24 protein-coding genes are annotated in these 24642 nt (G+C 32.8%); 15 read left to right on the plus strand and 9 right to left on the minus strand.

Annotation, left to right across the window (positions count from 1 at the left end; translation table 11 throughout):
- The first annotated feature begins 4 nt into the window (after positions 1-4).
- The 4 genes from BM253_RS03410 to BM253_RS03425 are packed head-to-tail and all read left to right on the plus strand — an operon-like array spanning position 5 to position 4311.
- Positions 5-499, plus strand: a complete 495-nt coding sequence (locus BM253_RS03410; RefSeq protein ID WP_091519465.1) for a SixA phosphatase family protein — start codon at positions 5-7, stop codon at positions 497-499.
- The gene (ppk1, locus tag BM253_RS03415; protein WP_091519147.1) at positions 489-2579 is read left to right on the plus strand and encodes a polyphosphate kinase 1; all 2091 of its coding nucleotides are present in this window, start codon (positions 489-491) and stop codon (positions 2577-2579) included. The genes BM253_RS03410 and ppk1 overlap by 11 nt, the downstream gene beginning before the upstream one ends.
- Positions 2579-3493: a Ppx/GppA phosphatase family protein gene (locus BM253_RS03420; RefSeq protein ID WP_091519151.1), complete on the plus strand. Its 915-nt coding sequence runs from the start codon at positions 2579-2581 to the stop codon at positions 3491-3493. The genes ppk1 and BM253_RS03420 overlap by 1 nt, the downstream gene beginning before the upstream one ends.
- Positions 3494-3546: 53 nt before the next feature.
- Positions 3547-4311 carry a TIGR02757 family protein gene (locus BM253_RS03425; protein ID WP_091519155.1) on the plus strand — a complete coding sequence of 255 codons (765 nt, stop codon included), beginning with the start codon at positions 3547-3549 and terminating at the stop codon, positions 4309-4311.
- Position 4312: 1 nt separating this feature from the next.
- Here BM253_RS03425 and BM253_RS03430 read toward each other — a convergent pair whose 3' ends face one another.
- From BM253_RS03430 to BM253_RS03440, 3 genes are read right to left on the minus strand one after another with little or no spacing between them, the layout of a single operon-like run.
- On the minus strand, positions 4313-5305 hold the full coding sequence (locus tag BM253_RS03430; RefSeq protein WP_091519158.1) for a glycosyltransferase family 2 protein: 993 nt from the start codon (positions 5303-5305) through the stop codon (positions 4313-4315).
- On the minus strand, positions 5305-6213 hold the full coding sequence (locus tag BM253_RS03435; protein WP_091519161.1) for a hypothetical protein: 909 nt from the start codon (positions 6211-6213) through the stop codon (positions 5305-5307). Before BM253_RS03435 ends, BM253_RS03430 begins: the two co-directional genes overlap by 1 nt.
- 9 nt (positions 6214-6222) lie before the next feature.
- The gene (locus BM253_RS03440; RefSeq protein WP_091519165.1) at positions 6223-6657 is read right to left on the minus strand and encodes a type I restriction enzyme HsdR N-terminal domain-containing protein; all 435 of its coding nucleotides are present in this window, start codon (positions 6655-6657) and stop codon (positions 6223-6225) included.
- A 53-nt stretch (positions 6658-6710) separates the two neighbouring features.
- On the opposite strand from BM253_RS03440, the gene holA reads away from it, so the two are divergent.
- From holA to serC, 3 genes are read left to right on the plus strand one after another with little or no spacing between them, the layout of a single operon-like run.
- Positions 6711-7730, plus strand: a complete 1020-nt coding sequence (holA, locus tag BM253_RS03445; protein WP_091519168.1) for a DNA polymerase III subunit delta — start codon at positions 6711-6713, stop codon at positions 7728-7730.
- Between the two features lie 16 nt (positions 7731-7746).
- The gene (locus tag BM253_RS03450) at positions 7747-7929 is read left to right on the plus strand and encodes a CAL67264 family membrane protein (RefSeq protein WP_091519172.1); all 183 of its coding nucleotides are present in this window, start codon (positions 7747-7749) and stop codon (positions 7927-7929) included.
- 25 nt (positions 7930-7954) lie between these two features.
- Positions 7955-9028: a 3-phosphoserine/phosphohydroxythreonine transaminase gene (serC, locus tag BM253_RS03455; RefSeq protein WP_091519176.1), complete on the plus strand. Its 1074-nt coding sequence runs from the start codon at positions 7955-7957 to the stop codon at positions 9026-9028.
- A 31-nt stretch (positions 9029-9059) separates the two neighbouring features.
- Here serC and BM253_RS03460 read toward each other — a convergent pair whose 3' ends face one another.
- Both BM253_RS03460 and gyrA read right to left on the minus strand, forming a co-directional pair.
- A complete protein-coding gene (locus tag BM253_RS03460; RefSeq protein WP_091519180.1) occupies positions 9060-10301 on the minus strand; it encodes a tetratricopeptide repeat protein in 1242 nt (413 codons plus the stop codon).
- Positions 10291-12873: a DNA gyrase subunit A gene (gyrA, locus tag BM253_RS03465; protein WP_091519468.1), complete on the minus strand. Its 2583-nt coding sequence runs from the start codon at positions 12871-12873 to the stop codon at positions 10291-10293. Before gyrA ends, BM253_RS03460 begins: the two co-directional genes overlap by 11 nt.
- Positions 12874-13118: 245 nt before the next feature.
- Here gyrA and BM253_RS03470 point away from each other — a divergent pair, with 245 nt between their 5' ends.
- Genes BM253_RS03470 through BM253_RS03480 form a run of 3 tightly spaced genes read left to right on the plus strand, consistent with a single transcriptional unit; the run spans position 13119 to position 15360 of the window.
- Positions 13119-14369 carry a dihydroorotase gene (locus BM253_RS03470; RefSeq protein WP_091519184.1) on the plus strand — a complete coding sequence of 417 codons (1251 nt, stop codon included), beginning with the start codon at positions 13119-13121 and terminating at the stop codon, positions 14367-14369.
- On the plus strand, positions 14369-14710 hold the full coding sequence (locus BM253_RS03475; RefSeq protein ID WP_091519187.1) for a hypothetical protein: 342 nt from the start codon (positions 14369-14371) through the stop codon (positions 14708-14710). Before BM253_RS03470 ends, BM253_RS03475 begins: the two co-directional genes overlap by 1 nt.
- A gap of 2 nt (positions 14711-14712) precedes the next feature.
- A complete protein-coding gene (locus BM253_RS03480) occupies positions 14713-15360 on the plus strand; it encodes an alpha/beta hydrolase (protein WP_091519190.1) in 648 nt (215 codons plus the stop codon).
- Between the two features lie 24 nt (positions 15361-15384).
- On the opposite strand, the gene BM253_RS03485 is transcribed toward BM253_RS03480, so the two are convergent.
- Both BM253_RS03485 and BM253_RS03495 read right to left on the minus strand, forming a co-directional pair.
- Positions 15385-15831 (minus strand): hypothetical protein, encoded by a 447-nt coding sequence (locus tag BM253_RS03485; RefSeq protein WP_091519194.1) that lies wholly within the window; start codon positions 15829-15831, stop codon positions 15385-15387.
- 186 nt (positions 15832-16017) lie between these two features.
- Complete coding sequence (locus BM253_RS03495; protein ID WP_091519200.1) at positions 16018-16785, minus strand: MBL fold metallo-hydrolase; 768 nt, start codon at positions 16783-16785, stop codon at positions 16018-16020.
- Positions 16786-16859: 74 nt separating this feature from the next.
- Here BM253_RS03495 and BM253_RS03500 point away from each other — a divergent pair, with 74 nt between their 5' ends.
- Positions 16860-18317, plus strand: coding sequence for a nicotinate-nucleotide adenylyltransferase (locus BM253_RS03500; protein WP_091519203.1), 1458 nt, complete (start codon positions 16860-16862; stop codon positions 18315-18317).
- A gap of 12 nt (positions 18318-18329) precedes the next feature.
- On the opposite strand, the gene BM253_RS03505 is transcribed toward BM253_RS03500, so the two are convergent.
- Together BM253_RS03505 and glyA are read right to left on the minus strand one after the other, a co-directional pair.
- Positions 18330-19499, minus strand: coding sequence for a carboxypeptidase-like regulatory domain-containing protein (locus tag BM253_RS03505; RefSeq protein WP_091519206.1), 1170 nt, complete (start codon positions 19497-19499; stop codon positions 18330-18332).
- A 105-nt stretch (positions 19500-19604) separates the two neighbouring features.
- Positions 19605-20879 carry a serine hydroxymethyltransferase gene (gene glyA, locus BM253_RS03510; protein ID WP_091519209.1) on the minus strand — a complete coding sequence of 425 codons (1275 nt, stop codon included), beginning with the start codon at positions 20877-20879 and terminating at the stop codon, positions 19605-19607.
- Between the two features lie 93 nt (positions 20880-20972).
- On the opposite strand from glyA, the gene fahA reads away from it, so the two are divergent.
- The 4 genes from fahA to BM253_RS03530 all read left to right on the plus strand — a co-directional run bounded on the left by fahA (position 20973) and on the right by BM253_RS03530 (position 24633).
- Positions 20973-22262: a fumarylacetoacetase gene (gene fahA / locus BM253_RS03515; RefSeq protein WP_091519211.1), complete on the plus strand. Its 1290-nt coding sequence runs from the start codon at positions 20973-20975 to the stop codon at positions 22260-22262.
- A 290-nt stretch (positions 22263-22552) separates the two neighbouring features.
- A complete protein-coding gene (locus BM253_RS03520; RefSeq protein WP_091519215.1) occupies positions 22553-23104 on the plus strand; it encodes a DUF6646 family protein in 552 nt (183 codons plus the stop codon).
- A 76-nt stretch (positions 23105-23180) separates the two neighbouring features.
- Positions 23181-23903 carry a hypothetical protein gene (locus BM253_RS03525; RefSeq protein ID WP_091519219.1) on the plus strand — a complete coding sequence of 241 codons (723 nt, stop codon included), beginning with the start codon at positions 23181-23183 and terminating at the stop codon, positions 23901-23903.
- A 10-nt stretch (positions 23904-23913) separates the two neighbouring features.
- On the plus strand, positions 23914-24633 hold the full coding sequence (locus tag BM253_RS03530) for a hypothetical protein (RefSeq protein WP_143095575.1): 720 nt from the start codon (positions 23914-23916) through the stop codon (positions 24631-24633).
- Positions 24634-24642: the final 9 nt, after the last annotated feature.

Below are 24642 nucleotides of genomic sequence, written 5' to 3' on the forward strand. Positions count from 1 at the left end.
TGTTATGAAAAAGTTGATATTAATTCGGCATGGAAAATCGTCATGGGAAATGCCTTTAGAAGATCACGAAAGACCTTTAACAAACAAAGGCATTAAAAATTCAAATTTCATTTTTGAAAAAATAAAAAAAGATCTTCCCGAACGATTTTTAATTTGGTCAAGCACTGCAAAAAGGGCACACGATACCGCAAAAATCTTTAACGAGGTTTTGAATATTCCGCAGGAACTAACCGTTTTAAAAAACGATTTATATACGTTTGATTCAGGCAGTTTAACCAAATCAATAAGAAATTGTAAAGATACCGTTCCAAGCCTAATTATTTTTGGTCACAACAATGCAATTACCGATTTTGTTAATACATTTGGCAACAAATACATTGAAAATGTTCCTACTTCTGGAGTTGTTATATTGGAATTCGAGGAAGAAAGTTGGGACATTATCAAAAACGGTAAAGTTATAGATACCCTGTTTCCAAAAGATTTAATAAATGCAAATTAACCAACCAAAATATATTGACAGAGAAAAAAGCTGGCTTGCTTTTAACGAACGTGTTTTACAAGAAGCTGCAGACCACACCGTTCCATTATTAGACCGATTAAGGTTTTTAGGAATTTTCTCGAATAATTTAGATGAATTTTTTAGAGTGCGATATGCCACTGTTCGAAGAATTTCTATTTCAAAAGACAACAATAAGAAATTAATTAACGGCGTTCAGGCAAAAACCTTGTTGCAGGAAATTACCGAAATTGTAATTAAACAGCAGGCAAAAAGTTTGTCTATTTTGCAGGAAATTGAAACCGAATTAGAGAATGAAGGCATTTTTATTGTTGATGAAACTCAGGTTACTAAAGAGCAAATAGACTTTATTCACGAATTTTTTATACATAAGGTAAGTCCGGTTTTAGTGACGATCATCTTGAATGATTTAGCTGAATTTCCTTTGGTACGGGATTCTTACGGATATTTAGCCGTGAAAATGGTTAAAAAAACTGCAGAAGATTCTGTGAAATCTTTAAAAAAGCGTACCCGTTATGCGTTGATCGAAATTCCTGCACAAATCAATCGTTTTGTAGAATTACCTGCGATAGATGGAAAGCAGTACATTATCATGCTTGATGATGTAATCAGAATGAATTTAGACAATATCTTTTCTATTTTCGATTATGAAAATATTTCGGCGCACATGATAAAAATCACTCGTGATGCTGAATTAGATTTTGATTCTGATTTACATAAATCGTTCCTTGAAAAAATATCGAATTCTGTTCGTGAACGTAGAGTGGGTGAGGTTGTACGTTTTGTGTACGACAGCGAAATTGATAAAGATACCCTTGATTTTTTCCTTGATAAAATGGATATTGAGGCGGTTGACAGTATCATTCCAGGCGGGCGTTACCACAACCGTCGTGATTATATGAATTTTCCTAATTTAGGCAGAAAAGATCTTACTATTGGTAAATTAAATCCGTTACCGGTTAGTGGTTTAAGTATCGAAGGAAGCATCATTCAACAAATAAAACATAAAGATTTTTTGGTACACACGCCATTTCAGTCGTTTAATTATGTAGTAAAATTCTTGCGTGAAGCGGCTTTAGATCCAAAAGTTACCAGCATAAAAATTACCTTGTATCGTTTGGCAAAAAATTCGCAAATTATATCGTCATTGATTAATGCAGCGAAAAACGGCAAACAGGTTACGGTGCAGATTGAATTACAAGCAAGGTTCGATGAAACCAGCAATATCAATTATGCCGAAATTATGCAGGCAGAAGGTATCAAGCTTATTTTTGGTGTAAAAGGATTAAAAGTTCACAGTAAAATTTGCGTCGTTGAACGTATCGAAGGCAAAAAAATTAAGCGTTACGGTTTTCTTTCAACAGGAAATTTCAACGAAAGTACGTCGAATATTTATACCGATGTAACCGTTTTAACATCAGACAGCCGAATTATGAAAGAAGTGAACAAGGTGTTTGAATTTTTCGAAGTGAACTATAAAATCTATCGTTATAAAGATTTAATTGTTTCACCACATTACACCCGATCAAAATTTACTAAATTAATTGATGAAGAGATTGAAAAAGCCTTGAACGATAAACCTGCAATGATACGCTTGAAAATGAATAGTTTGTCCGATTATAAAATGATCGATAAATTGTACGATGCAAGTCGTGCCGGAGTAAAAGTTCAGTTAATCGTTCGCGGAATTTGCTGTTTAATTCCTGGCGTTCCCGGTTTAAGCGATAATATCGAAGCGGTAAGTATTGTTGATAATTTATTGGAACATTCACGAATTTATATTTTCGGAACCGATGAAGAAGCAAAAGTTTATATTTCATCTGCCGATTTTATGACTCGAAATATCGATGAAAGGGTTGAAGTTACCTGTCCGATTTACGACGATGCCATTAAAACCGAACTGATTGATACCTTTAAAATTTATTGGAAAGGAAACGTAAAAGTGCGTTTGCATTCTGAACGATTAGAAAATCGTTACCGCCGCTTGGGCGAAGAGCGTTTTAAAGCACAAGAAGAGCTTTACAATTATTACAGAAATAAAATAGAAGTGGTTTTAGATTAATGATAAAAATAAAAAAATACGCCGCAATTGATATTGGTTCTAACGCCATGCGATTGCTTATAGCCAACGTTATCGAAGAAGAAAACAAGCCCACGCAGTTTAACAAAAGTCATTTAATTCGCGTTCCTATTCGTTTGGGTCAGGATGCTTTTACGGTAGGCGAAATTTCCGAAGAAAGTGCAGAACGTATGGTAAAAGCCATGAAAGCGTTTAAATTGTTAATGGATGTTTATAAGGTTGAACAATATGCAGCCTGTGCAACATCTGCAATGCGCGAAGCTTATAACGGTAAAGAGTTGGTAGATGAAATAGCAAAGAAAGCAAAAATAAATATTGATATTATTGAAGGAAAAACCGAAGCTGCCATTATTGCCAATTCCGATTTAGAATCATATATTAAAAACGACGGACATTATTTATATGTTGATGTTGGTGGTGGAAGTACCGAGTTTACACTGTTTTCAAACGGAAAACAAATTGTTTCAAAATCCTTCAAAAACGGAACGGTTCGTTTGTTGAACAATATGGTAACCGAAAGTGTTTGGCAGGAAATTGAAAAATGGATTAAAACCCATACCGAAAACTTGTCAAATGTTGAAATAATAGGGTCGGGCGGAAACATCAACAAAATATTTAAAATGTCAGGTAAAACAAATGATAAACCATTAACGCAAAGTTATTTGGTTCAGCGTTTTAAATACTTAAATTCACTATCGTACGAAGAACGTATTTATACCTTAGGATTGAACACTGATCGCGCCGACGTGATTATTCCTGCCATTAAAATTTACGTTAATGCAATGAAATGGAGTAATGCCAAACACATCTATGTGCCAAAAATCGGACTTTCAGACGGAATTGTAAAGGCAATGTACAACCAAAATACAAAAATTACGATCAACGAAATCCTTTAAGTTTTAAAGGATTTTATTTTTTGGGCTTGAAAAATCTTTTTTAATTTTACAGAATGAATTTCGAAGAACTAAAAGATTATCTTGATTTTAAAGCAGATCAGTACAACAATCCCAATTTTATTGAAAGCGATCCCATCCAGATTCCACACCGATACAAAGTAAAAGAGGATATAGAAATCAGTGGTTTTTTGGCATCTACAATTGCGTGGGGAAATCGTAAAATGATTATTAACAGCGCTACCAAAATGATGGATGCTATGGGAAATAATCCGTATGATTTTGTTATGAATGCCACAAATAATCAGATTGATTCCATTGACAACATTGTTCACAGAACGTTTAACTCCGAAGATTTTCGTTATTTTATAAAATCACTTCGAAATATTTACGAAAATCATGGGGGATTAGAAAATGTGTTTGCTGCCAACAATTCTATCAATTTACAAAACAGAATTTCAGCATTTAAACAAATCTTTTTTGAAATAGATCATCCGCTGCGAACTACCAAACACATTTCCGACCCTTTAAAAGGATCATCTTCGAAAAGGATAAATATGTTTCTGCGCTGGGTTTCAAGAAACGATGGAAAAGGAGTCGATTTTGGTATTTGGAAATCTGTTTCTCCATCAGAATTATCTTGTCCGTTGGACGTTCATTCCGGAAATGTTGCAAGAGCATTAGGTATTTTAAACCGAAAACAAAACGATCAAAAAGCATTGATGGAATTAGATTTAGCTTTACGAAAATTCGATCCAACAGATCCTGTAAAATACGATTTTGCTTTATTTGGTTTAGGCGTTTTTGAAGGAATAAAATAAACTATTTAAGTTGTTTAAACTTTTTATTTCCCTTTAAAAAGTAAACAAAAACAATATTATTGGTATAAAAATAATTCGATTTAGGATTTATTGCTTGCTTGTTTTTTAATTTTGAAAGATTGCCGTAATAAGCAAAATGTGCCTTAATAATTGCAAAAGTATGTAGTGGCTGTAAACTCAAAAAAAATTTTACTCCTGCTAAACCATCCAAACACAAACGTTTAAAAATGATACCAAAACGATTTTCTTTTGGTAGATTTTTATACAGCATAAACAACGAATTTCTAAAGTTTAGAAACGTTTTCTGCGGGTTAGATTTTTTTAAAGTAGCCCCGCCAATATGGTAAACCGTACTTTCGTTACAATAATACACTTTCACATTTTGGTTGAAAGCACGCCAACATAAATCAATCTCTTCCTGATGTGCAAAAAAGCTGTCATCGAAACCGTTTAACTGTTTAAAAACACTGTTTCGAATAAAAAAACAAGCTCCCGATGCCCAAAAAATTTCTTGAGTCTGGTATTGATTTTCATCCTTTTCTAAAGTATCAAAAATTCTTCCTCTACAAAATGGAAATCCATATTTGTCGATCAATCCGCCGGCTGCACCAGCGTATTCAAAATATTCTTTATTTTTAAAATCTAATATTTTTGGTTGAATAATTCCAATAGAATCATCTTTTTTAAACAAATCTAAAATGGGTTGTAACCAGTTTTCTGTAACCTCAATATCGGTATTCAGTAAACAAATATATTCTTCGTTTACCTGCTTTAACGCTTCATTGTAACCTTTTGCATAGCCGAAATTAGCAGCAAATTGTATCCATTTTACAGCCGGAAAATGATCGGCAACAAGCTGACTTGATTCATCTGTAGAATTATTGTCGGCAACGTAAATTACAGCTTCGGCAGAAAATTTTTCTACAACAGGTAAAAACTGTTTTAAAAGATCTAATCCGTTCCAATTTAATAAAACAACCGCAATGTTTTTCATTATTTTAAACGTTCAGAAATTTCTTTTTTAGTGAAATCTTTCAAATCCAAATAAAATACTTCGGCAGTAAAATTCTTATCATTTGCATAAAAATGTTTCAGAAACGATTTAGTAATTTCAGCAGAAATCAATTTAGGATTTTTCTTTACAAAAGTGATGTATTCCTGCTCGTTTTCAACATAAAGCTTTTTATTCGAAACCTCGAAAGCCGGTTTTGTTGAAGTTCCAAAAAGATACATCATAATAGCATCTGTATATGATTTTTTAGCGTAATCAATAAACTTGAAATCTTTATTTTTTACAATGAATTTTTCCCAACTAATAATTAAATTACGTTGCTGTTCTAACGTAATCTTTTCGTTATTGAATTGCGCATCATATAAAAGTTTATGTTCTGCGTAACGCAATTTTAAATATTCTTCGTACTCTCGGGTGATTTTTTTATGGAATAAATTGTAGAAATAACCAGGTTTTATTTTAAAATCGTAAGTTGTAGAATCGATCTTTCTAAAATATAAACCAACTTTGTCGTACGTGTTTTCTTTACGCAAAATGGTATCGTGTTTTTCGTTTCCTAACTTATGATACGTCTTTAAAGTGTTGGTTTCAGCCATGTTTATAGAATCTACAATCACGGTTAAACGCTTGTAATAATCAATAAATAATGCTTCGGCTTCTTTTTTATTTGCCTTTTTTAATTTGCGTTTCAGATCCTTTTGCTCGCTTTCTAAATGCTCAACCAATTCTTGAGCATTTTTGTTCGATAAAACATAATCGGGATCGCTGGAATAAAGAATTTCTGTAATAGTATCAAGGTTTGAATCGTTTGGTACCGATGTTTTTTCTTTATTGCAAGAAACAAAAACAGATGCAACCAACAATCCTATATATATGAAATTTTTACTCATATTTAACTTTTAAGGTAAATCAGTTAAAAACTGATATTTTTTATTTACATAATCTAATTTACAATAATAATGATTTAAACCGTTGGTAACCATTAAAAACTGTGCATTTAAGCTCAAATTATAACGCGCAATTTGATCAAAAACCGATTGGGTTATCTTTACCGATGGTTCTTTACATTCAACCAATAAAAAAATAGATCCTTTCGGCGTAAAAACAACCACATCGTAACGTTTGTTCATGTTGTTGATTTTAACTACTTTCTCAACGTTTATGTATGATTGTGGATACATTTTGACTTTTATCAAAAACTGAACCACATGCTGACGCACCCATTCTTCGGGCGTTAACAAAACGAATTTTTTCCTGATGTCATCGAAAATGAACCGTTTATTTTCATTATTTTTGAAACGAAATTGAAAATCGGGAAAATTTAAATCACGCATATTGCAAATTTATTCATTCTCTTTAAAAAATCTTTATAAATCTGTGAAAGTTTATGGTTGAACTAAAAAAAATGATTACTTCGTTTAAAAAAGACGGCTACAAACCGGTTTATTTTTTAATGGGCGAAGAACCTTATTTTATTGATTTTTTAAGTGATCATTTTATCAATAACGTTATTTCAGAAGAAGAAAAATCGTTCAATCAGGTTATTTTGTACGGAAAAGATGTTTCTGTGAACGATATTATGTCGCAAGCACGACAATATCCTTTTATGGGCGATAAAATGCTGGTTGTTGTTAAAGAGGCGCAGGAATTGGTTAAAACTATAGATCAATTTGCAGCTTATTTTAAAAGTGTTCAGCCATCAACTATTTTGGTTTTTTGTTACAAATACAAAACCCTCGATAAACGTAAAGAACTTTATAAAACACTTTCAAAATCTGAATTTGCTGAAATTTTCGAAAGTAATAAATTAAAGGATTATCAGGTTGAAGGATGGATAAAAACCTTGATTAGCGATGAAAAATTAGAAATTGAACCAAAAGCGGTGGCTATGTTGGTTGAATTTTTAGGAAACGATTTAAGTAAGATTTCTAACGAAATTGATAAGTTAAAGATCGTTTTAAAGAATGATAAATTGATTACTGCCGATTTGGTTGAAGAAAACATCGGGATAAGTAAAGAATACAATAATTTTGAATTGATTAATGCTGTTGCCTATAAAAATGAAGCAAAAGCTTTTAGTATAGCCAAATATTTTGCGTTAAATACAAAAAGCAATCCGTTTGTTGTAACAACGTCTTTGCTTTATAATTTCTTTTCTAAACTGCTGCAATATCACGGAATGATTTATAAAAATGCAGGTGCAAACCCGGCTGATATTGCCAAGCAATTGGGAATTAATCAATACGGATTGAAAGATTATCAGGCGGCAAGCAAGATTTATCCCATGAAAAAAGTAAGTCAGACAATCGCAGTAATCCGGGAAATCGACTTAAAAGGAAAAGGGGTAAACGGAAGCTTAACGCACGACGATTTATTGAAAGAACTTTTAATTAAAGTGCTTCGTTAATTTAAAATCTCAAATTATGTCATTAAATAAAAACAAAATATTAGGCTGGGCAACATTAATCATGGTTCTTATGGGCTGTATTTTAGTTGGTTTGGCAATTTATCGCTATGCTGATGTTGCCGGCTGGGGCTTTGGTGCAGTTGGCGTGGGCTTTTTTGCAATTGCCTGGGTTTTTAATGCGTTGAAAGGTAGGGTGTAGGTTTCTTTAAAATTTAGAAATAATAATGAAAATGCATAATTTTAGTTCCGGACCAAGTATTTTGCCACCAGAAGTTTTACAAAAAGCTTCGGAAGCCGTATTGAATTTCAATAATTCGGGATTGTCTTTAATTGAAATTTCCCACAGAGATACTTCATTTGTTGAAATTATGAATTCGGCTCGAAGTTTAGCTTTGGAATTATTGAATTTGCAAGGTAAAGGATATTCTGCTTTGCTTCTGCAAGGCGGAGCTAGTTTAGAATTTGTTCGAGTTGCCAATAATTTAATGAAAGTTGACGGTAAAGCAGGTTACCTTAATACAGGAAACTGGGCAAATAATGCAAAAAACGATGCTGCTTATTTTGGTGAAGTTATTGAAGTGGCATCATCAAAAGATAAAAATTACAGTTATATTCCCAAAAATATTCTAGTTCCTAATGATTTAGATTACTTACACATTACATCGAATAATACCATTTACGGTACGCAGTTTAAAGAATTTCCTGAGACTGATATTCCGTTGGTTTGCGATATGAGTTCGGATATTTTCTCTCGAAATTTAGATTTTTCAAAGTTCGATTTGATCTATGCTTGTGCCCAAAAAAATGCGGGAACATCTGGAGTAAATTTGATTGTTGTAAAAGATGAATTGCTGGATAAAACCAACAGAAGTATTCCGAATATCATGAACTATAAAAAGCATATCGAAAGGGAAAGTATGTACAATACACCTTCGGTTTTTTCGGTTTATGTAAGTTACCTTACAATGAAATGGCTGAAAGATTTAGGCGGAATTACTGCTGCAGAACGTAGAAATAATGCAAAAGCTAATTTAATGTATTCTGAAATTGATAGAAACAGTCTGTTTTATGGAACCGCAGCTATAGAAGATCGCTCTACAATGAATGCTACTTTTTTTCTGAAAGATGAAAATCAAACAAAAGCATTTGATGAATTATGTTCTAGCGAAGGAATTTATGGCGTAAAAGGTCACAGAGTTTTTGGTGGTTACCGCGCATCAATGTATAACGCCTTACCAATAACAAGTGTTCAAAAATTTGTTGAAGTAATGCAGTATTTTGAAACAAGATATATGTAAAAAATGGCTCCCACATTGGAAGCCATTTTTATTAATTATTCTTTAAAAAATCTTGAATTTGTGTAATTAACTCATTTAAACTTTCGTCTTTAGGATTAATTGCTTGTGCTTTTTTGTAATAATCTAAAGTGGTAGTATAAACCAATCGTTTTTCTTGCATTAGATCGTTACGTTTTTTGTTTGATGTTGTTGTATTTGGCAACGCATTAATCTTGTTGGTTATATCGGCATCTTTCTGTAATTCAATATTACCCAAGGATTTTAAAGCGTCAAAATGATTTTTATTCAACAGCAAAATCTTGCTTAAATATTCTTTAGCCTGTTCATTCTGGTTGTTTTGCATATTAATAATCGCCAAATTGTAAAGTAATATTTCATTTTGCGGAAAACGTTCAATACCTTTTTTTGCATGTTCTTCAAACCTATCTAAACGGTTGGTGTTGTAGTATAAAAACAATACATTCAGCAGACTGTTTACATTGTCTTTATCTAAATTATAAGCCGTTAAAGCATAGTTCTCCGCTTCGGAATAGTTCTGCTTATTTAAAAGAATATGCGTTAAGTTATTGTAAATATCTGGTTTAGCACTTTTACTAAATATGGTTTCAGCTTTTGTATGTGTACCACTTTTAACAGCCAAATCACGCGCTTTTCTATCAAAACCGAAAGATTCTACTTTACCCGTTGTTTGTGAAGTTGCAACATAAGTTTGCGATTCTCCGTTATATTTCAGCTTAATTAAATCTTTAAACTTACTTTCGGCATAATCAAAATCCTTTGCATTTACAGCATCGCTTGCAGCATAATATAAGTAAACCGTATCGGTTGCATTTAAATTATAAGCTTGCTCAAACAAGCGACTCGATTTTTTATAATCTTTATTTCTGTTGCTGTCAATGGCTTCATCAACCAATTCTGCCAATAGCGTATTTTTTAAAGCAGTAACTTCGGTAGTATATTTTTTACTTTTGGTTTCGTTTTCAAACTTAATCAAGTGATTGATTGATTCGATAGCTTTTGATCGATTTTCATTAAAATCAACTCCGCTATTTGCAAGATTGATTAAATTCTTTGTTTTAAAGAAATAATAAGCCGCTTTTTGATCGTCTGTTGCTTGTGGAAGCATTTTTTCCACGGTTGAAAGTAATGCTGCTGTTTCAGTTGTATTGTTTCTTTTAACCAGTTTTTCCAATTCTTTTAACTCATTTTTTTGAGCAAAAGAAGAAGAGCATGTTATTAAAAACATGCTCATTATCATTAATTTATTCTTCATTTGTATCTTCTTCGTCTTCTACAATATCATCATCATCCTCTTCGATATCATCAACAACATCTTCTAAAATGTCGTTTTCATCAACCGCTAAAAGATCTTTTTTCAATTCGTCATCCATTTCATTTTCATCATCTTCATCACGCATAACCTTTGCAACTGCAGCAATAGAATCATTTCCTTTGATGTTGATTAATCGAACACCTTGCGTATTACGACCCATTACACGAAGATCAGACACACGTAAACGAATAGTTAATCCTGATTTGTTAATGATCATTAAATCATCATTATCTGTAACCGAATTGATCGAGATTAACGCACCGGTTTTATCAGTAATGTTCATTGCCTTAACACCTTTACCACCACGGTTTGTTTCGCGGTAAGCATCTAAAGACGAACGTTTTCCGTAACCGTTTTCTGAAACAACTAAAATTTCTGATTCTAAATCGGATACCGTTACCAAACCAATAACCTCATCTTTTTCATCAGCTAACTTAATACCGCGAACTCCAGATGCCGTTCTTCCCATTGGGCGGGTTTTAGATTCATCGAATCGAACCATTTTACCGTTTTTAGCAGCAACCAATACTTTAGAATTTCCGTCGGTTAATTTTGCTTCTAACAATTCATCTCCGTCTTTAATCGTAATGGCATTGATACCATTCTGACGCGGACGAGAATACTGTTCTAACGATGTTTTCTTAACCTGACCTTGTTTGGTACACATTACAATATAATGATTGCTTGTGTATTCTTCGTCACGTAAATCTTGCGTACAGATAAATGCTTTTACTTTATCGTCGTTTTCAATATTGATTAAGTTCTGAATTGCACGACCTTTTGCTTGTTTGCTTCCTTCTGGAATTTCGTAAACGCGCAACCAGAAACATTTTCCTTTTTGCGTTAAGAACAACATATATTGGTGGTTTGTTGCCACATACATGTGTTCTAAGAAATCTTGATCGCGTGTCCCTGCCGATTTTTGACCAACACCACCGCGGTTTTGTGTTTTATATTCGCTTAACGGTGTACGTTTAATGTAACCCGCGTGCGAAATAGTGATAACAACCTGCTCATCGGCAATTAAATCTTCAATATTCATTTCGCCACCTGCATATTCAATATGAGATCTGCGGTCATCACCGTATTTATCGCGAATTTCAGTTAATTCTTCTTTAATAAGATTCATTCGCAATTCTTTGCTTGCCAATAATTCTTGTAAATGAGCAATTAACTTCATGATTTCATCAAACTCTGCACGTAATTTTTCTTGCTCTAGACCTGTTAACTGACGCAAACGCATTTCAACTATGGCACGAGCCTGAATTTCCGATAAAGAAAAACGTTCAATTAAACGTTCACGAGCTTCATCGGCATTTTTAGAACTACGGATGATTTGAATTACTTCATCGATATTATCAGAAGCAATAATTAATCCTTCTAAAATATGTGCACGTTCTTGTGCTTTTCTTAATTCGTATTCTGCACGACGCGTAACTACTTCGTGACGGTGCTCTACGAAATAATGAATTAATTCTTTTAGATTTAATAACTGCGGACGACCGTTTACCAACGCAATATTGTTGATGCTGAACGATGATTGCAACTGCGTAAACTTGTACAACATGTTTAGCACAATGTTTGGTACAGCTTCACGTTTTAATACATAAACGATACGCATACCTTTACGGTCTGATTCGTCACGTATTGTTGATATTCCTTCAATTTTTTTGTCGTTAACCAATTCAGCCGTTTTCTTGATCATTTCGGCTTTGTTTACCTGATAAGGAATTTCTGAAACAATGATACATTCTTTACCATCGATCTCTTCGAAATTCGCTTTTGCACGCATAACAACGCGACCGCGACCGGTTTTGTAAGCTTCTTTTACACCTTCGTAACCATAAATGATTCCTCCTGTTGGGAAATCAGGTGCTTTGATATGATGTAGTAATTCATCAATTTCAACATCGTTGTTGTCGATATAAGCCAACGTACCGTTAATGACTTCTGTTAAGTTATGTGGTGCCATATTTGTTGCCATACCAACAGCAATTCCCGATGCTCCGTTTACCAATAAAGTAGGTATTTTGGTTGGCATTACTTTAGGTTCTTCTAAAGTATCATCGAAGTTTAACTGAAAATCAACCGTTTCTTTATCGATATCAGCCAAAATTTCTTCCGAAATCTTTTTCATTCTAGCCTCGGTATAACGCATAGCCGCAGGACTATCGCCATCTACCGAACCAAAGTTTCCTTGTCCGTCTACCAATAAATAACGTAAGCTCCATTCCTGTGCCATACGAACCATGGCATCGTAAACAGACGAATCGCCGTGAGGGTGGTATTTACCTAAAACTTCCCCAACAATACGGGCAGATTTTTTATGAGCTTTGCTTGCAGTAACACCTAATTCGTACATACCGAATAATACACGGCGGTGAACAGGTTTCAATCCATCTCGAACATCTGGTAATGCTCTGGAAACGATAACGGACATTGAATAATCAATGTATGCCGATTTCATTTCTTCTTCGATGTTAATAGGAATTAACTTTTCTCCGTCAGAGATCATATTTTATACTTTTATTATTTCGAATTTTAACGTGCTAATATACTATTTTTTTGTGGGATAATCTAATTCAAAAAGCTGAAATGGAGCAGGAGTTTTTTATCGATTGATAATTAATAGATTATGAATTTTTAATGATTTTCATTTTCATAAAAATATTGATTAAAAATAGATTCAAATAATCGGTTTTAAATCATAATATCATTAATTTTGTAAGATTTTTAAACAATACAACCATTCATACAATGAATATCGTTATAAAAAATGCTACAATTGTAGATTCTTCAAGTGAATTCAATCAGAAAAAAGTCGATATAAAAATCGAAAACGGTGTGATTGCTGAAATTGCATCAGAAATTAACTCCACAAATTTTGAAATTCTTTCTTTAGAAAACCTGCATGTTTCAAGCGGATGGATGGATTCATCGGTTTCGTTTGGCGAACCAGGTTTTGAAGATCGCGAAACAATTGCAAACGGCTTAAATGTTGCAGCAAAAAGCGGATTTACACATATAGCTTATCAACCGAATACCTCGCCGGTTATAGACAATCAGTCAATTGTTAGTTTTGTCAAAACAAAAGCAGCAAATTTTGCGACAACTTTGCACCCAATTGGTGCTTTTACTAAAAACCAAGAAGGTGCCGATTTAGCCGAAATGTACGATATGCAGAATGCCGGAGCCATTGCTTTTGGCGATTATAAAAAGAGTACAGCAAATGCTAATTTGTTGAAAATTGGTTTGCAATACACCCAAGATTTTAACGCTACCGTTATCGCTTTTTGTAACGATTCTTTAATTAAAGGTAAAGGCGTTGTGCACGAAGGTATTAAATCTACACAATTAGGTTTAAAGGGAGTTCCGCCATTGGCAGAAGAAATTGTATTGGCTCGCAACCTATTTTTGTTAGAATATACAGGTGGAAAAATGCATGTACCAACAATTTCTACAGCAAAATCGGTAGAAATGATTAAAGAAGCAAAAGTAAAAGGTTTGAATGTAACTTGTAGCGTAGCAATACATAATTTGGTTTTAACAGATGAAGTTTTAACTGATTTTGATACACGTTTTAAAGTAAATCCTCCAATTCGTGATAAAGCCCATCAGCAAGCTTTAATCAACGGAGTTTTAGATGGAACGATTGATGTGATTACAAGCGACCATTGTGCGATGGATATCGAACACAAAAAAATGGAATTTGATATGGCAAAAGACGGAACTATTGGCTTAGAATCGGCTTTTGGAGTCTTGTTAGAAATTCTTCCTTTAGATGTTGTTGTTGAAAAACTTCAGGCAGCAAAATCAATTTTCTTGAATGATGAAAACGTAATTAAAGTTGGATCAAAAGCAGATTTAACGTTGTTCGATCCTTCAAAAGAATATACATTTAATAAAAATGATATCCTATCAAAATCTAAAAACTCAGCATTTTTAAATCATAAAATGAAAGGTTTTGTTTACGGAATTTACAATAACAACAAATTAGTTATTAAGTAATGGAAGCAAACAACATTTCAAAAGACGGTAAACTGGCTGCAATTATTGCTCATTTAACTTTTTTAGGACCTGTAATTGCATGGTTCATCAATCAAGAAGAAAAGGATAAATTTGGCAGTTTCTATATAAAACAATCAGTTGGAATTTTTCTGCTGTTTTTACTAATCAGTGCTATTTTACCAATTGTACCAGAAGTTATGTTTATGCCTACTTTAATTGGTTTTTACATTTTTATCTTTATTTTATGGATTTACAGTTTCTCGGGAGCTGTTTCTAACGAATATAAATTGATACCGGTAATTGGAGGTTTTATTCAAAAAATATTTTCATCTAAAAAATAACTATGCAAAAAGGAATATTAAATTATTTAATACAAGAACCAAAGGTTGTTAAAGAACAAAATCCACTGATTATTTTAATTCACGGTTATGGAAGCAACGAAGAAGATTTGTTTTCATTTGCGCCAGAATTACCAAATAATTATTACGTGGTTTCGGTTCAGGCACCTTATAAGGTTCCGCCTTATGGTTTTGCTTGGTATGCTATTACTTTTGATGCCGATATGAATAAATTCAGCGATAACGATCAAGCAATGGAATCACGAGATTTTTTGGTAAAATTTATTGATGAATTAGCAGCAAAATATCCTATTGATACAACAAATGTAAACTTGGTTGGCTTTAGTCAAGGTGCTATTTTAAGTTATGCCATTGCGGTTACGTATCCGGAAAAGATAAATAAAGTTGCTGCTTTAAGCGGTTATTTTAACCCTGAAATAATGACACCAAAAACCGATGTTTCTACTTATAATCACTTAAAGATTTTTGGATCGCACGGTACGGTAGATCAAGTAATTCCGGTTGAATGGGCAAGAAAATCAGCAGCATTTTTAGAGCCTTTACAAATTTCTTTTGAATATAAAGAATATCCGGTTGGTCATGGGGTAGCACCACAAAACTTTTATGATTTAAAAGCGTTTCTAGAAAAATAAAAGTTTCCAAATTTGGAAACTTTTTTAATATAATACGGTATCTAATACAGTGAACTCAGTTGTTTTATCTGGACTATAATTGTACTTAATCATTAACTCGCCAACAACTCCTTCGCCATAAAAATCTATTATTAACCACTTGTGATTTATAACCGACATTTTGTTTACTTTGGTAGGATTTCCTGTAGAATCAACTGGTAATAAAGGATTGCCGCCTTCCTGCTGATTCAATTCGCTAAAATCTTGAACTACTTTTGCCATAACGGTTTCTAATTCTTGTGGAGCGAACTGTTTCTGGGCATTTTCGTTTTTATCAATAGAAAAATAAGCAGCTTCATCGTATAATTTCTTATACATTTCCAAAGAATCTTTTACCATTACCGTATTAAGAGCATCGGTTGTATCTTTCTCTTTAGTACACGAAAAAGTAAGAAATCCTACTACTAAAATACCTAATATGTTTCGTTTCATATTTTTAAGATTTATCGGTTACTATTCTTTTTTCTAATGCTTTTAATGAATCCTGCGAACGTTTCAGTCTTTTTTCCAAACTTTCAATATGTTGGTCTTTTGCCTTTAATATTCTTCCATCGTTTACAATTAAAAAGATATTAATTATAAGAGAAAATATAAACAAATATAAATAAATACGTTTCATTAAATATCTAAAATTAGTTGATCGTAAGCTAAAAAAACATTCTCAGGTAAAATAGTTTCTATTTCATCATGAAAACCCAGTTGAAAACCAATATGTGTTAAATAGGCTTTTTTAGGTTTTATTTTACTGATATGTTCTAAAGCTTCGGTTAAATTATTATGTGTGGGATGTTCTTGTATGCGCAAGGCATTAATTACCAAAACATCTAAATTTTCTAACTGTTTGTAAGTGGCTTCATCAAGCGTTTTAACATCGGTTAGATAGGCAAAATTTTCAAATCGATAGCCTAAAATAGGCAATGAACCATGATTAACCAGCAAAGGTTTTATAATTTTATTGTTGACAGAAAAATCTTTGTAAGCTTCAATTTCATGAATTTCAATGGATGGTGCTCCCGGATATCTGTTGGTTGTTTCAAAAATATAATCAAACCTACGTTTTAAACTTTCAACAACTCTATTTTGAGCATAAACCGGCATAGCTTTACTTTCCATAAAACAATAGGGGCGAATATCGTCTAAACCTGCCGTATGGTCTGCATGTTCGTGGGTAAATAAAATAGCATCTAAAGCATCGTTATCAATCCGTAACATTTGTTGTCTGAAATCGGGACCACAATCAATTAAAATTTTGGTGTTGTTCCAATCGATTAAAATCGACGATCGCAAACGTTTATCTTTTAGATTGGTACTTAAGCAAACAGGATGTTTAATTCCTATAACCGGAATGCCCTGCGATGTACCCGTACCTAAAAAATGTATTTTCACTTAAGATTCTTTTTTACAAAAATAGCACATTAAAAATGATTTTAGTAATTTTATAGTCAAACAATAATAGAAATATGAGCAATATTTTTGCAGACGATTTAGTATTACAAGGCGATCGTGTTACAGATCAAAAACAAGCCTTGTCAGACAAAACTTTAAAGATTAATTTAAACAAAAATATTTACGGATCTTTTTCTGAAATTGGTGCAGGACAAGAAACTGCTCGTCATTTTTTCAGAGCTGGTGCGGCTTCAAGAACCATTGCAAAAGCAATGTCGGCATACGACAAACAGTTTAGCGATGCCATTTACACCACAGAGCCAGACGGACGCTATGTTACCGAAAACCGTTTGCACAAAATGTTAGATCATGAAGTGCAATTGTTGGAAGAACGTTTGGATCATACCGAAAACCCGAACAGAATTTACTTTAGTTATGCCAATACGGTTGCAACGATAGATTTTGCTAAGAAATTTAAAGGTCATGGTTGGGTAGGTATCCGTTTTCAGAACGAACCTCAAGGGGAATTTAACGAGATTATTTTGCATATTCAGTTTAAAGAAAACGATGTTTTGCTGCAACAGCGTACCTTAGGAACTTTGGGTGTGAATTTAATTTACGGTGCATTTTACCAATACCACGATCCTAAAAAACTGATTTACAATTTATACGATCATTTAGATAAAGACCAGTTAGAAATTGATACCATTAACTTTTCGGGTCCGGCGTTTAAAAATGTCGACAATCGTTTAATGAGTTTGTTTTTGGTGAAGAACGGAATGGCAGATGCGGTTATGTTTGGACCAAACGGACAAAATATTCTGCCTGCAAATACGTTGTTCAGAAAAAACGTGTTGTTGTTACGCGGCAGTTTTCGTCCGGTAACTATTGTAAACATTAATATGTATCAAAAATCGCTGAATCAATTTTTAAGTAAAAATCAGTTATCGATTGATAAAACGGCGGTTATTTTTGAAATTACATTGAACAACCTTTTAGCTTTGGGCGAAGTTGATGAGCAGGATTTTCTTGATCGTGCAGAATTACTTTGTGCTTTAGGGCATACGGTAATGATATCGAACTTTAAAGAATATTTTAAGGCGGTTGATTATATCTGGAATTATTCGCAGGAAAAAATTGCATTAACTATTGGAATTCCGAGTTTAATTGAAATTTTTGATGCAAAACACTACACCAATTTACCAGGTGGTTTGTTTGAAGGTTTGGGAAGATTGTTTAAACACGGATTGGAAATTTATGCGTATCCGTTTTTAAATGAAAAAGAAGAAGTTATTACTGCCGAAAATATAGAATTGCATGACAAAACGTTAAAACCGATCTATAATTATTTTAAAGAACAAGATCAGATTATTGATATTGAAAATTTTGAACTAAAAAATTTAAAAATATTCTCGCACAAAGTACTTAAAAAAATACAGGAAAACGATGACAGTTGGGAAAGTGATGTTCCAGAAACGGTTGCAACGCTTCTTAAAGAAAATAAATTATTCAGAAAAAAAGAGAGTTTGTAAAAAACTCTCTTTTTATTTATTAATCTCTATAAGCATTTGCTCTTCTTTAAAAGTCAATGGTACTACATTAAATTTTTCCCAATATTTTGTTTTGTAGTTTTTGCCTAATCGAGTTAGTTTGTTATCGGTATAAAAATTTTCGCTGTTTGGTTTTATCGGATTTTCATCAATTGAATCTATCAAAAGCTCCATAACACCGCCTACTTTGGTAAGCTGGTTTGCAACTTGTGAAACACCAAAAATTCGGTACGACGTATATGCTAGAGTATAGTTATTGTTAAAAAGATTAAAAATAGTAGTTCGGTTATAAAAACTGCGTTTAAAACGGTGATTGTTTTGTTGTGTAAATTCGTTATTGTTTATAAATTTTTCAGATAAATCTGCTTTAATTTCTCTAATCAAATAATCTTTTGCCCCATAAATCATTTTACCCGAAAGTGTTGCTTTTTTGGCATTATCAATCGGATTAAAATTTAAAACATACAATTCTGTTCCATCTGCAGCGGTTTTAGCAGTAATGTATAAATCGTATTCTTTGTCTGTAATAATGTTTTTAATAAACTGAAAATTAAATTCATAGGATACATTATCTTTAAAATCACCCCAGTAATATCTGATATTAGAAAGCGAATCAAATTTTTTAGCTTCTTCGTTAGAAAATTTTACGCTTCGGCTTTCTTTTACAATAACATCATTTTTTTTGATCGATTGCAAGTAATAATCAATTTCAGCATCTTCGTACTGATACATTGTTCCGTTTATGTAAAGCAACTCTCGGTAAAAAGTATTCAGTTTTAAATTTTTTGCGAATTTTTCCTGCGATGTTTTAATTGCTTTTTCAATTTCATCTTTTATTGATGTTTTTAAAATAACGATTTCCTCTAAAGATTCAGTTGAAGACTGCATTTGAACACTAAATGATTTAGTATTTTTAGTAGATAATTCCTGCGTAAAATAATCTAAATGTTTAATTATTAGCTTAGAATCTTGTGCAGGCAGATTAAATTGAAATCGACCTTCGCTGTTGGTAACCGTGCTTTTTCCGGATACATTTCCAATAATCATTACATATTGAATAGGTTTGTCGGTTTCGATATCTTTAACGATTCCCTGAACCAATTGTTGCGCCTGAACCGAGATGCTTAAAAAAAGTAATAGTAGTGTAAGTAAAATGTTTTTCATATAATGAATTTTAAGTGTTTGTTGTGAAAAGTACTGTTTTGTTACACAACTAACAAAAAAAGAGCCACATTTAGTGACTCTTTAACTTTTTATTGAAATTATTTGTTAAAAAACAAACATTGCGCGTTCGTTCATCATTTCGTTCACTTCGTCTGCAATTTGTTCAATAACTTCTTTATTAGTATGGTTCATTATAACGCGATCAATTAAATCAACAATCGTTTCCATATCGTCTTCAACCAAACCACGCGTTGTAATTGCTGCAGTTCCCACACGGATTCCTGATGTAACAAACGGAGATTTATCATCAAACGGAACCATGTTTTTATTAACAGTAATTTCGGCTTTAACCAAAGCATTTTCTGCTTCTTTACCAGAAATGTTTTTGTTGCGTAAATCAATCAACATCATATGGTTATCAGTTCCGCCAGAAATAATATTGTAACCGCGTTTTACAAATGCGCTTGCCATTGCTTGTGCATTTTTTTGAACTTGTAACGCATAATGCATAAATTCGTCTTGTAACGCTTCGCCAAAAGCAACCGCCTTAGCAGCAATAATGTGCATTAACGGACCACCTTGATTTCCTGGGAAAACAGCAGAATCTAACAAAGCAGACATCATGCGTGTTTCACCTTTAGGCGTTTTTAATCCAAACGGATTTTCAAAATCTTTGCCCATCATAATCATTCCGCCACGAGGTCCACGCAAAGTTTTGTGAGTTGTTGTAGTAACGATATGACAGTGAGGAAGCGGATCAGACAACAATCCTTTGGCGATTAAACCCGCCGGATGAGAAATATCTGCCATTAACAAAGCACCAACAGCATCTGCAATTTCGCGGAAACGTTTAAAATCCATATCACGAGAGTAAGCCGATGCACCTGCAATAATCAATTGAGGTTTTTCGCGCTGTGCAACTTCCATAATTTTATCGTAATTAATCAATCCGGTAGCTTCATCAACACCATAAAAAACAGGGTTGTATAATTTACCCGAAAAGTTAACCGGAGAACCGTGCGTTAAATGACCGCCATGCGATAAATCGAAACCTAAAATTTTGTCGCCCGGTTTTAAAACTGCTGCATAAACCGCCGTATTAGCTTGCGAACCCGAGTGTGGCTGCACGTTTACATATTCTGCATTAAACAAAGTTTTAGCTCTGTCAATAGCAATTTGTTCAACAATATCAACAACTTCACAACCACCGTAATATCTTTTACCTGGGTAACCTTCTGCATATTTATTTGTTAAAACCGATCCTGCAGCTTCCATAACTTGGTCGCTCACAAAATTCTCCGAAGCAATTAATTCCAAACCATTAACTTGTCTCTCTTGCTCGTCTAATATTAAATCAAAGATTTGTTCGTCGCGTTGCATTTCTATTAATTCTTTAAATTGAACTCAAATTTATAAAAAATCATTGTTATATTCGCATAAGTAATCTAATTAGAACAAAAAATAATTAAAACTATGAATATACCTGCTAACAATCCTAGCTTAAAATCGTGGTTAGAAGTTGCTCCGGCAAGTGATTTCCCTATACAGAATATACCTTTTGGCGTTTTTTCGGTTGAAGAAGACGATTTAGTGATTGGAACCAGAATTGGCGATTTTGCCATTAGTTTAACAGCTTTAAACGATTTAGGCTTTTTTAAGGATATCGATTTTGACGATAATGTGTTGTACGATGAAACTTTGAACGCTTTTATTAGCGAAGGAAAAGAAGTTTGGAGAGCCGTTAGAAACAGAATTTCTGAAATTTTTGAAGCGAACAACCCAAAGTTACGTGATGATGCTAAAGCACGCGAACTAGCTATTTTTAATGTAAACGAAGTGAATGTAGAATTGCCTGTTTTTATTGGCGATTATACCGATTTTTACTCAAGCCGCGAGCACGCAACCAATGTAGGTATGATGTTCCGAGATCCTGCAAATGCTTTATTGCCAAACTGGCTGCATTTACCGGTAGGTTATCACGGTAGAAGTTCAACTATTGTTCCATCTGGTGTTCCGGTAAACCGTCCGTTAGGGCAATCGTTACCAAAGGGAGAAACGCAACCTGTTTTTGGACCATCAAAACGTGTTGATTTTGAATTAGAAACAGCGTTTATTACGGCAGATGCTAATATTATGGGCGACAGAGTTTCGGTTGATGATGCTGAAAACCACATGTTTGGAATGGTGTTGTTGAACGATTGGTCTGCACGTGATATTCAGGCTTGGGAATATGTGCCACTTGGACCATTTTTGGCAAAAAACTTTGGTTCGTCAATCTCATGCTGGGTAGTTACAATGGATGCTTTAGAACCTTTCCGTTGTGCAAGTCCATCGCAAGAAGATCCAAAACCATTACCATATTTACAGCAAAAAGGCGATCATTCTTTTGATATTAATTTAGAAGTGATTATTCAGCCTGAAGATAAAGAAGCAAAAACAGTTTGTAAATCGAACTTTAAATATATGTACTGGACAATGGCGCAACAATTGGCGCACCACACCGTAAATGGTTGTATGGTAACATCGGGCGATTTAATGGGATCTGGAACCATTTCAGGACCTACAAAAGACAGTTTCGGTTCTATGTTAGAATTAACTTGGGGCGGACAAAACCCAATTGAAATGCCCGATGGATCTACCCGAGCGTTCATTGAAGATTACGACACCGTAATTATGAAAGGTTACTGTGAGAAAAACGGTGTACGTATTGGTTTTGGTGATGTTTCATCGCAATTATTACCAGCAGTTCCGTTAGAGAATTAAAATATTGATTATTAATATGTTAAAAATCCATTCATTCCGAATGGATTTTTTTTTATTAAAAAAAACTAAATGATTTGTTAAAATAAATTTTGATTTTAATATAAATAGAATAAATTCGTGCAATTATAACGAGATAGTTTAAATAATTAACTAAAAGCGTTAGTTTATAAAATAAAAGCATTTATGAATTTTAATTCTTACTTATTAAGAACAATTGTGTTCTTATTTTTCTATTTCTTTCGCTGAATGAAGAATTCATATTAAACATATAACACTCTAACCTAATCATAATGAAAAAAACAATTATTTTAACAATTGCCTTAATTGGCGTACAATTTTTATCACATGCACAACGAAACAATGGCTATCTTGAGTATAAAGTATTTTTGGGCTATACCAATGTAGGTGGAAAGTCTGGTGTTGAATATCAAAACGAATTTCGTAGAAGTGACTTGTTTTCTTGGGGATCACAATTTACTCTTTTATTAAATGCTAATGATAAAAGTGATGCAGAAAGTTTCGAAAAAACATTTAAATTTTTAGACAGTATGGACGGTGGCGGCTTTGTTCGATTTCACTTCACTGAAGCATTAAATTTACGTGAAAATGTAGATCCCTATTTAGGAGCCGATTTTACAGTACGTTCATTAGGAGTTCATTTAGGTTTAAAGTATAATTTTAGTGAAACAGTAGGATTATATGCAATGTATAAGCAAAGTTTTTCTTCATCTTTTATGGGTGATACCAAGATTTCTGAAGAAGAGGGTGAATACACACCAAGTTATTTTGGTAAAAAAGCTGCCTTATCTGTTGGTGTTACATTTAGGTTGTTTAGAAGTTAATTTTCATGAAATAAGTTAAAAATCCGTTCTTATGAATGGATTTTTTTTATTATATTTAATAATTAAACACATACTTATGAAAAATTTAATACTCTTATTGTTTATTTCTAGTATTACAGCATGCTCCGATGATGACTTTTTAAAAAGTGATTTTGAAATGCAACGCAATGATAAAACGGTAGAAATACCACCTGAAGGTTTAAAGCTAAAATATAAACATGGTTTAATAGATCAACAATTCTTTTACAATACTAACGGTTTTGTAGATTCTATTTATAATTATCATAGTTGGGGAAGTAGTTTTGCTCATAAGTATATATATAATAATTTAAACCAAATAGTTGAAGTTCGTTATCATGAAATAGTTGCTCAAAAACCTGAATTTAATAAAAAAGATATTACCTTTTACAATTATAATTCTGTTAACCAAATAACTTCAGCTGTTACTTACGACAAAGATAATGTTGCAATTGAATATCTTACTTACACCTATAATAAAGATGGTAGTTTATTTGATGCTGATAAAAGAGTTATAAATGGTAATCTTGTTCAAGATGCTTTAAGAAAATATGAGTTTGATTCATTCAGAAATCCACCCTATAACCTTTATCCAAAAGCCTATCGTATTATAAACTACATAAATAAGAATAATGTAATAAAAACCGAAAGTACTTATGGATCTGATGTACATATAAATATTCACACTTTAAAATATAATACTGAAAATTATATTATAGAAGAAGATATTTCTAATATGGGGTTGGATACAGATGATCATCGCCAATTCACTTACCATTAAAGTTGCGATTATGAAGAAGAACTTACTAATTCTTTTTACATTATGTTTGATTGCATGTTCTGATGATAACTTTATACGAAGTGATTTTGAAAGACCACGTGCCAATCAAACTATAGAAACACCACCAGAAGGTTTAAAACTTAAATCTAAAGGAGCACTATATTATACTCAATTTTTTCATAATAAGAATGGCTTTGTAGATTCTACTTATTCATCAGATTCATGGCATGGATATAACGAGGTTATGGAAAAATACATCTACAATAAACAAAATCAAATTGTTGAATGTAAAGTTTACTACTCATTCCCACATTATCCTCAAAACAATAGAAAAGAGATAATATATTACGCATACAATACTAAAAATCAAATAATTTCAACTACAACTTATGATCAAAATAATGTAGCTATTCAATATCGTACGTTTACATATAATCGTGATGGTAGCTTATTTAACCCAAGTTTAAAAATTGTAAATGAAAATGTGGTAAAAGAAGGAGGCGTAACTTATGAATTTGATAATACAAGAAATCCGCTTTATAATATTTATCCAAAAGCGTATCGTATTTTGCACGCTGTCAATAAAAATAATATCACTCTTACAAAATATTCAGAAAGTAATTATCATGAACATACATTAAGATATAACGATGTAAATTATATCGTTGAAGAAAAAATATCAAATATGCCCACAGATACCAATGATCACATTGGATATTCATATTATTAAACTACAATT

It is taken from the genome of Paenimyroides ummariense (assembly GCF_900115115.1).
In the GTDB taxonomy this organism is placed as follows: domain Bacteria; phylum Bacteroidota; class Bacteroidia; order Flavobacteriales; family Flavobacteriaceae; genus Flavobacterium; species Flavobacterium ummariense.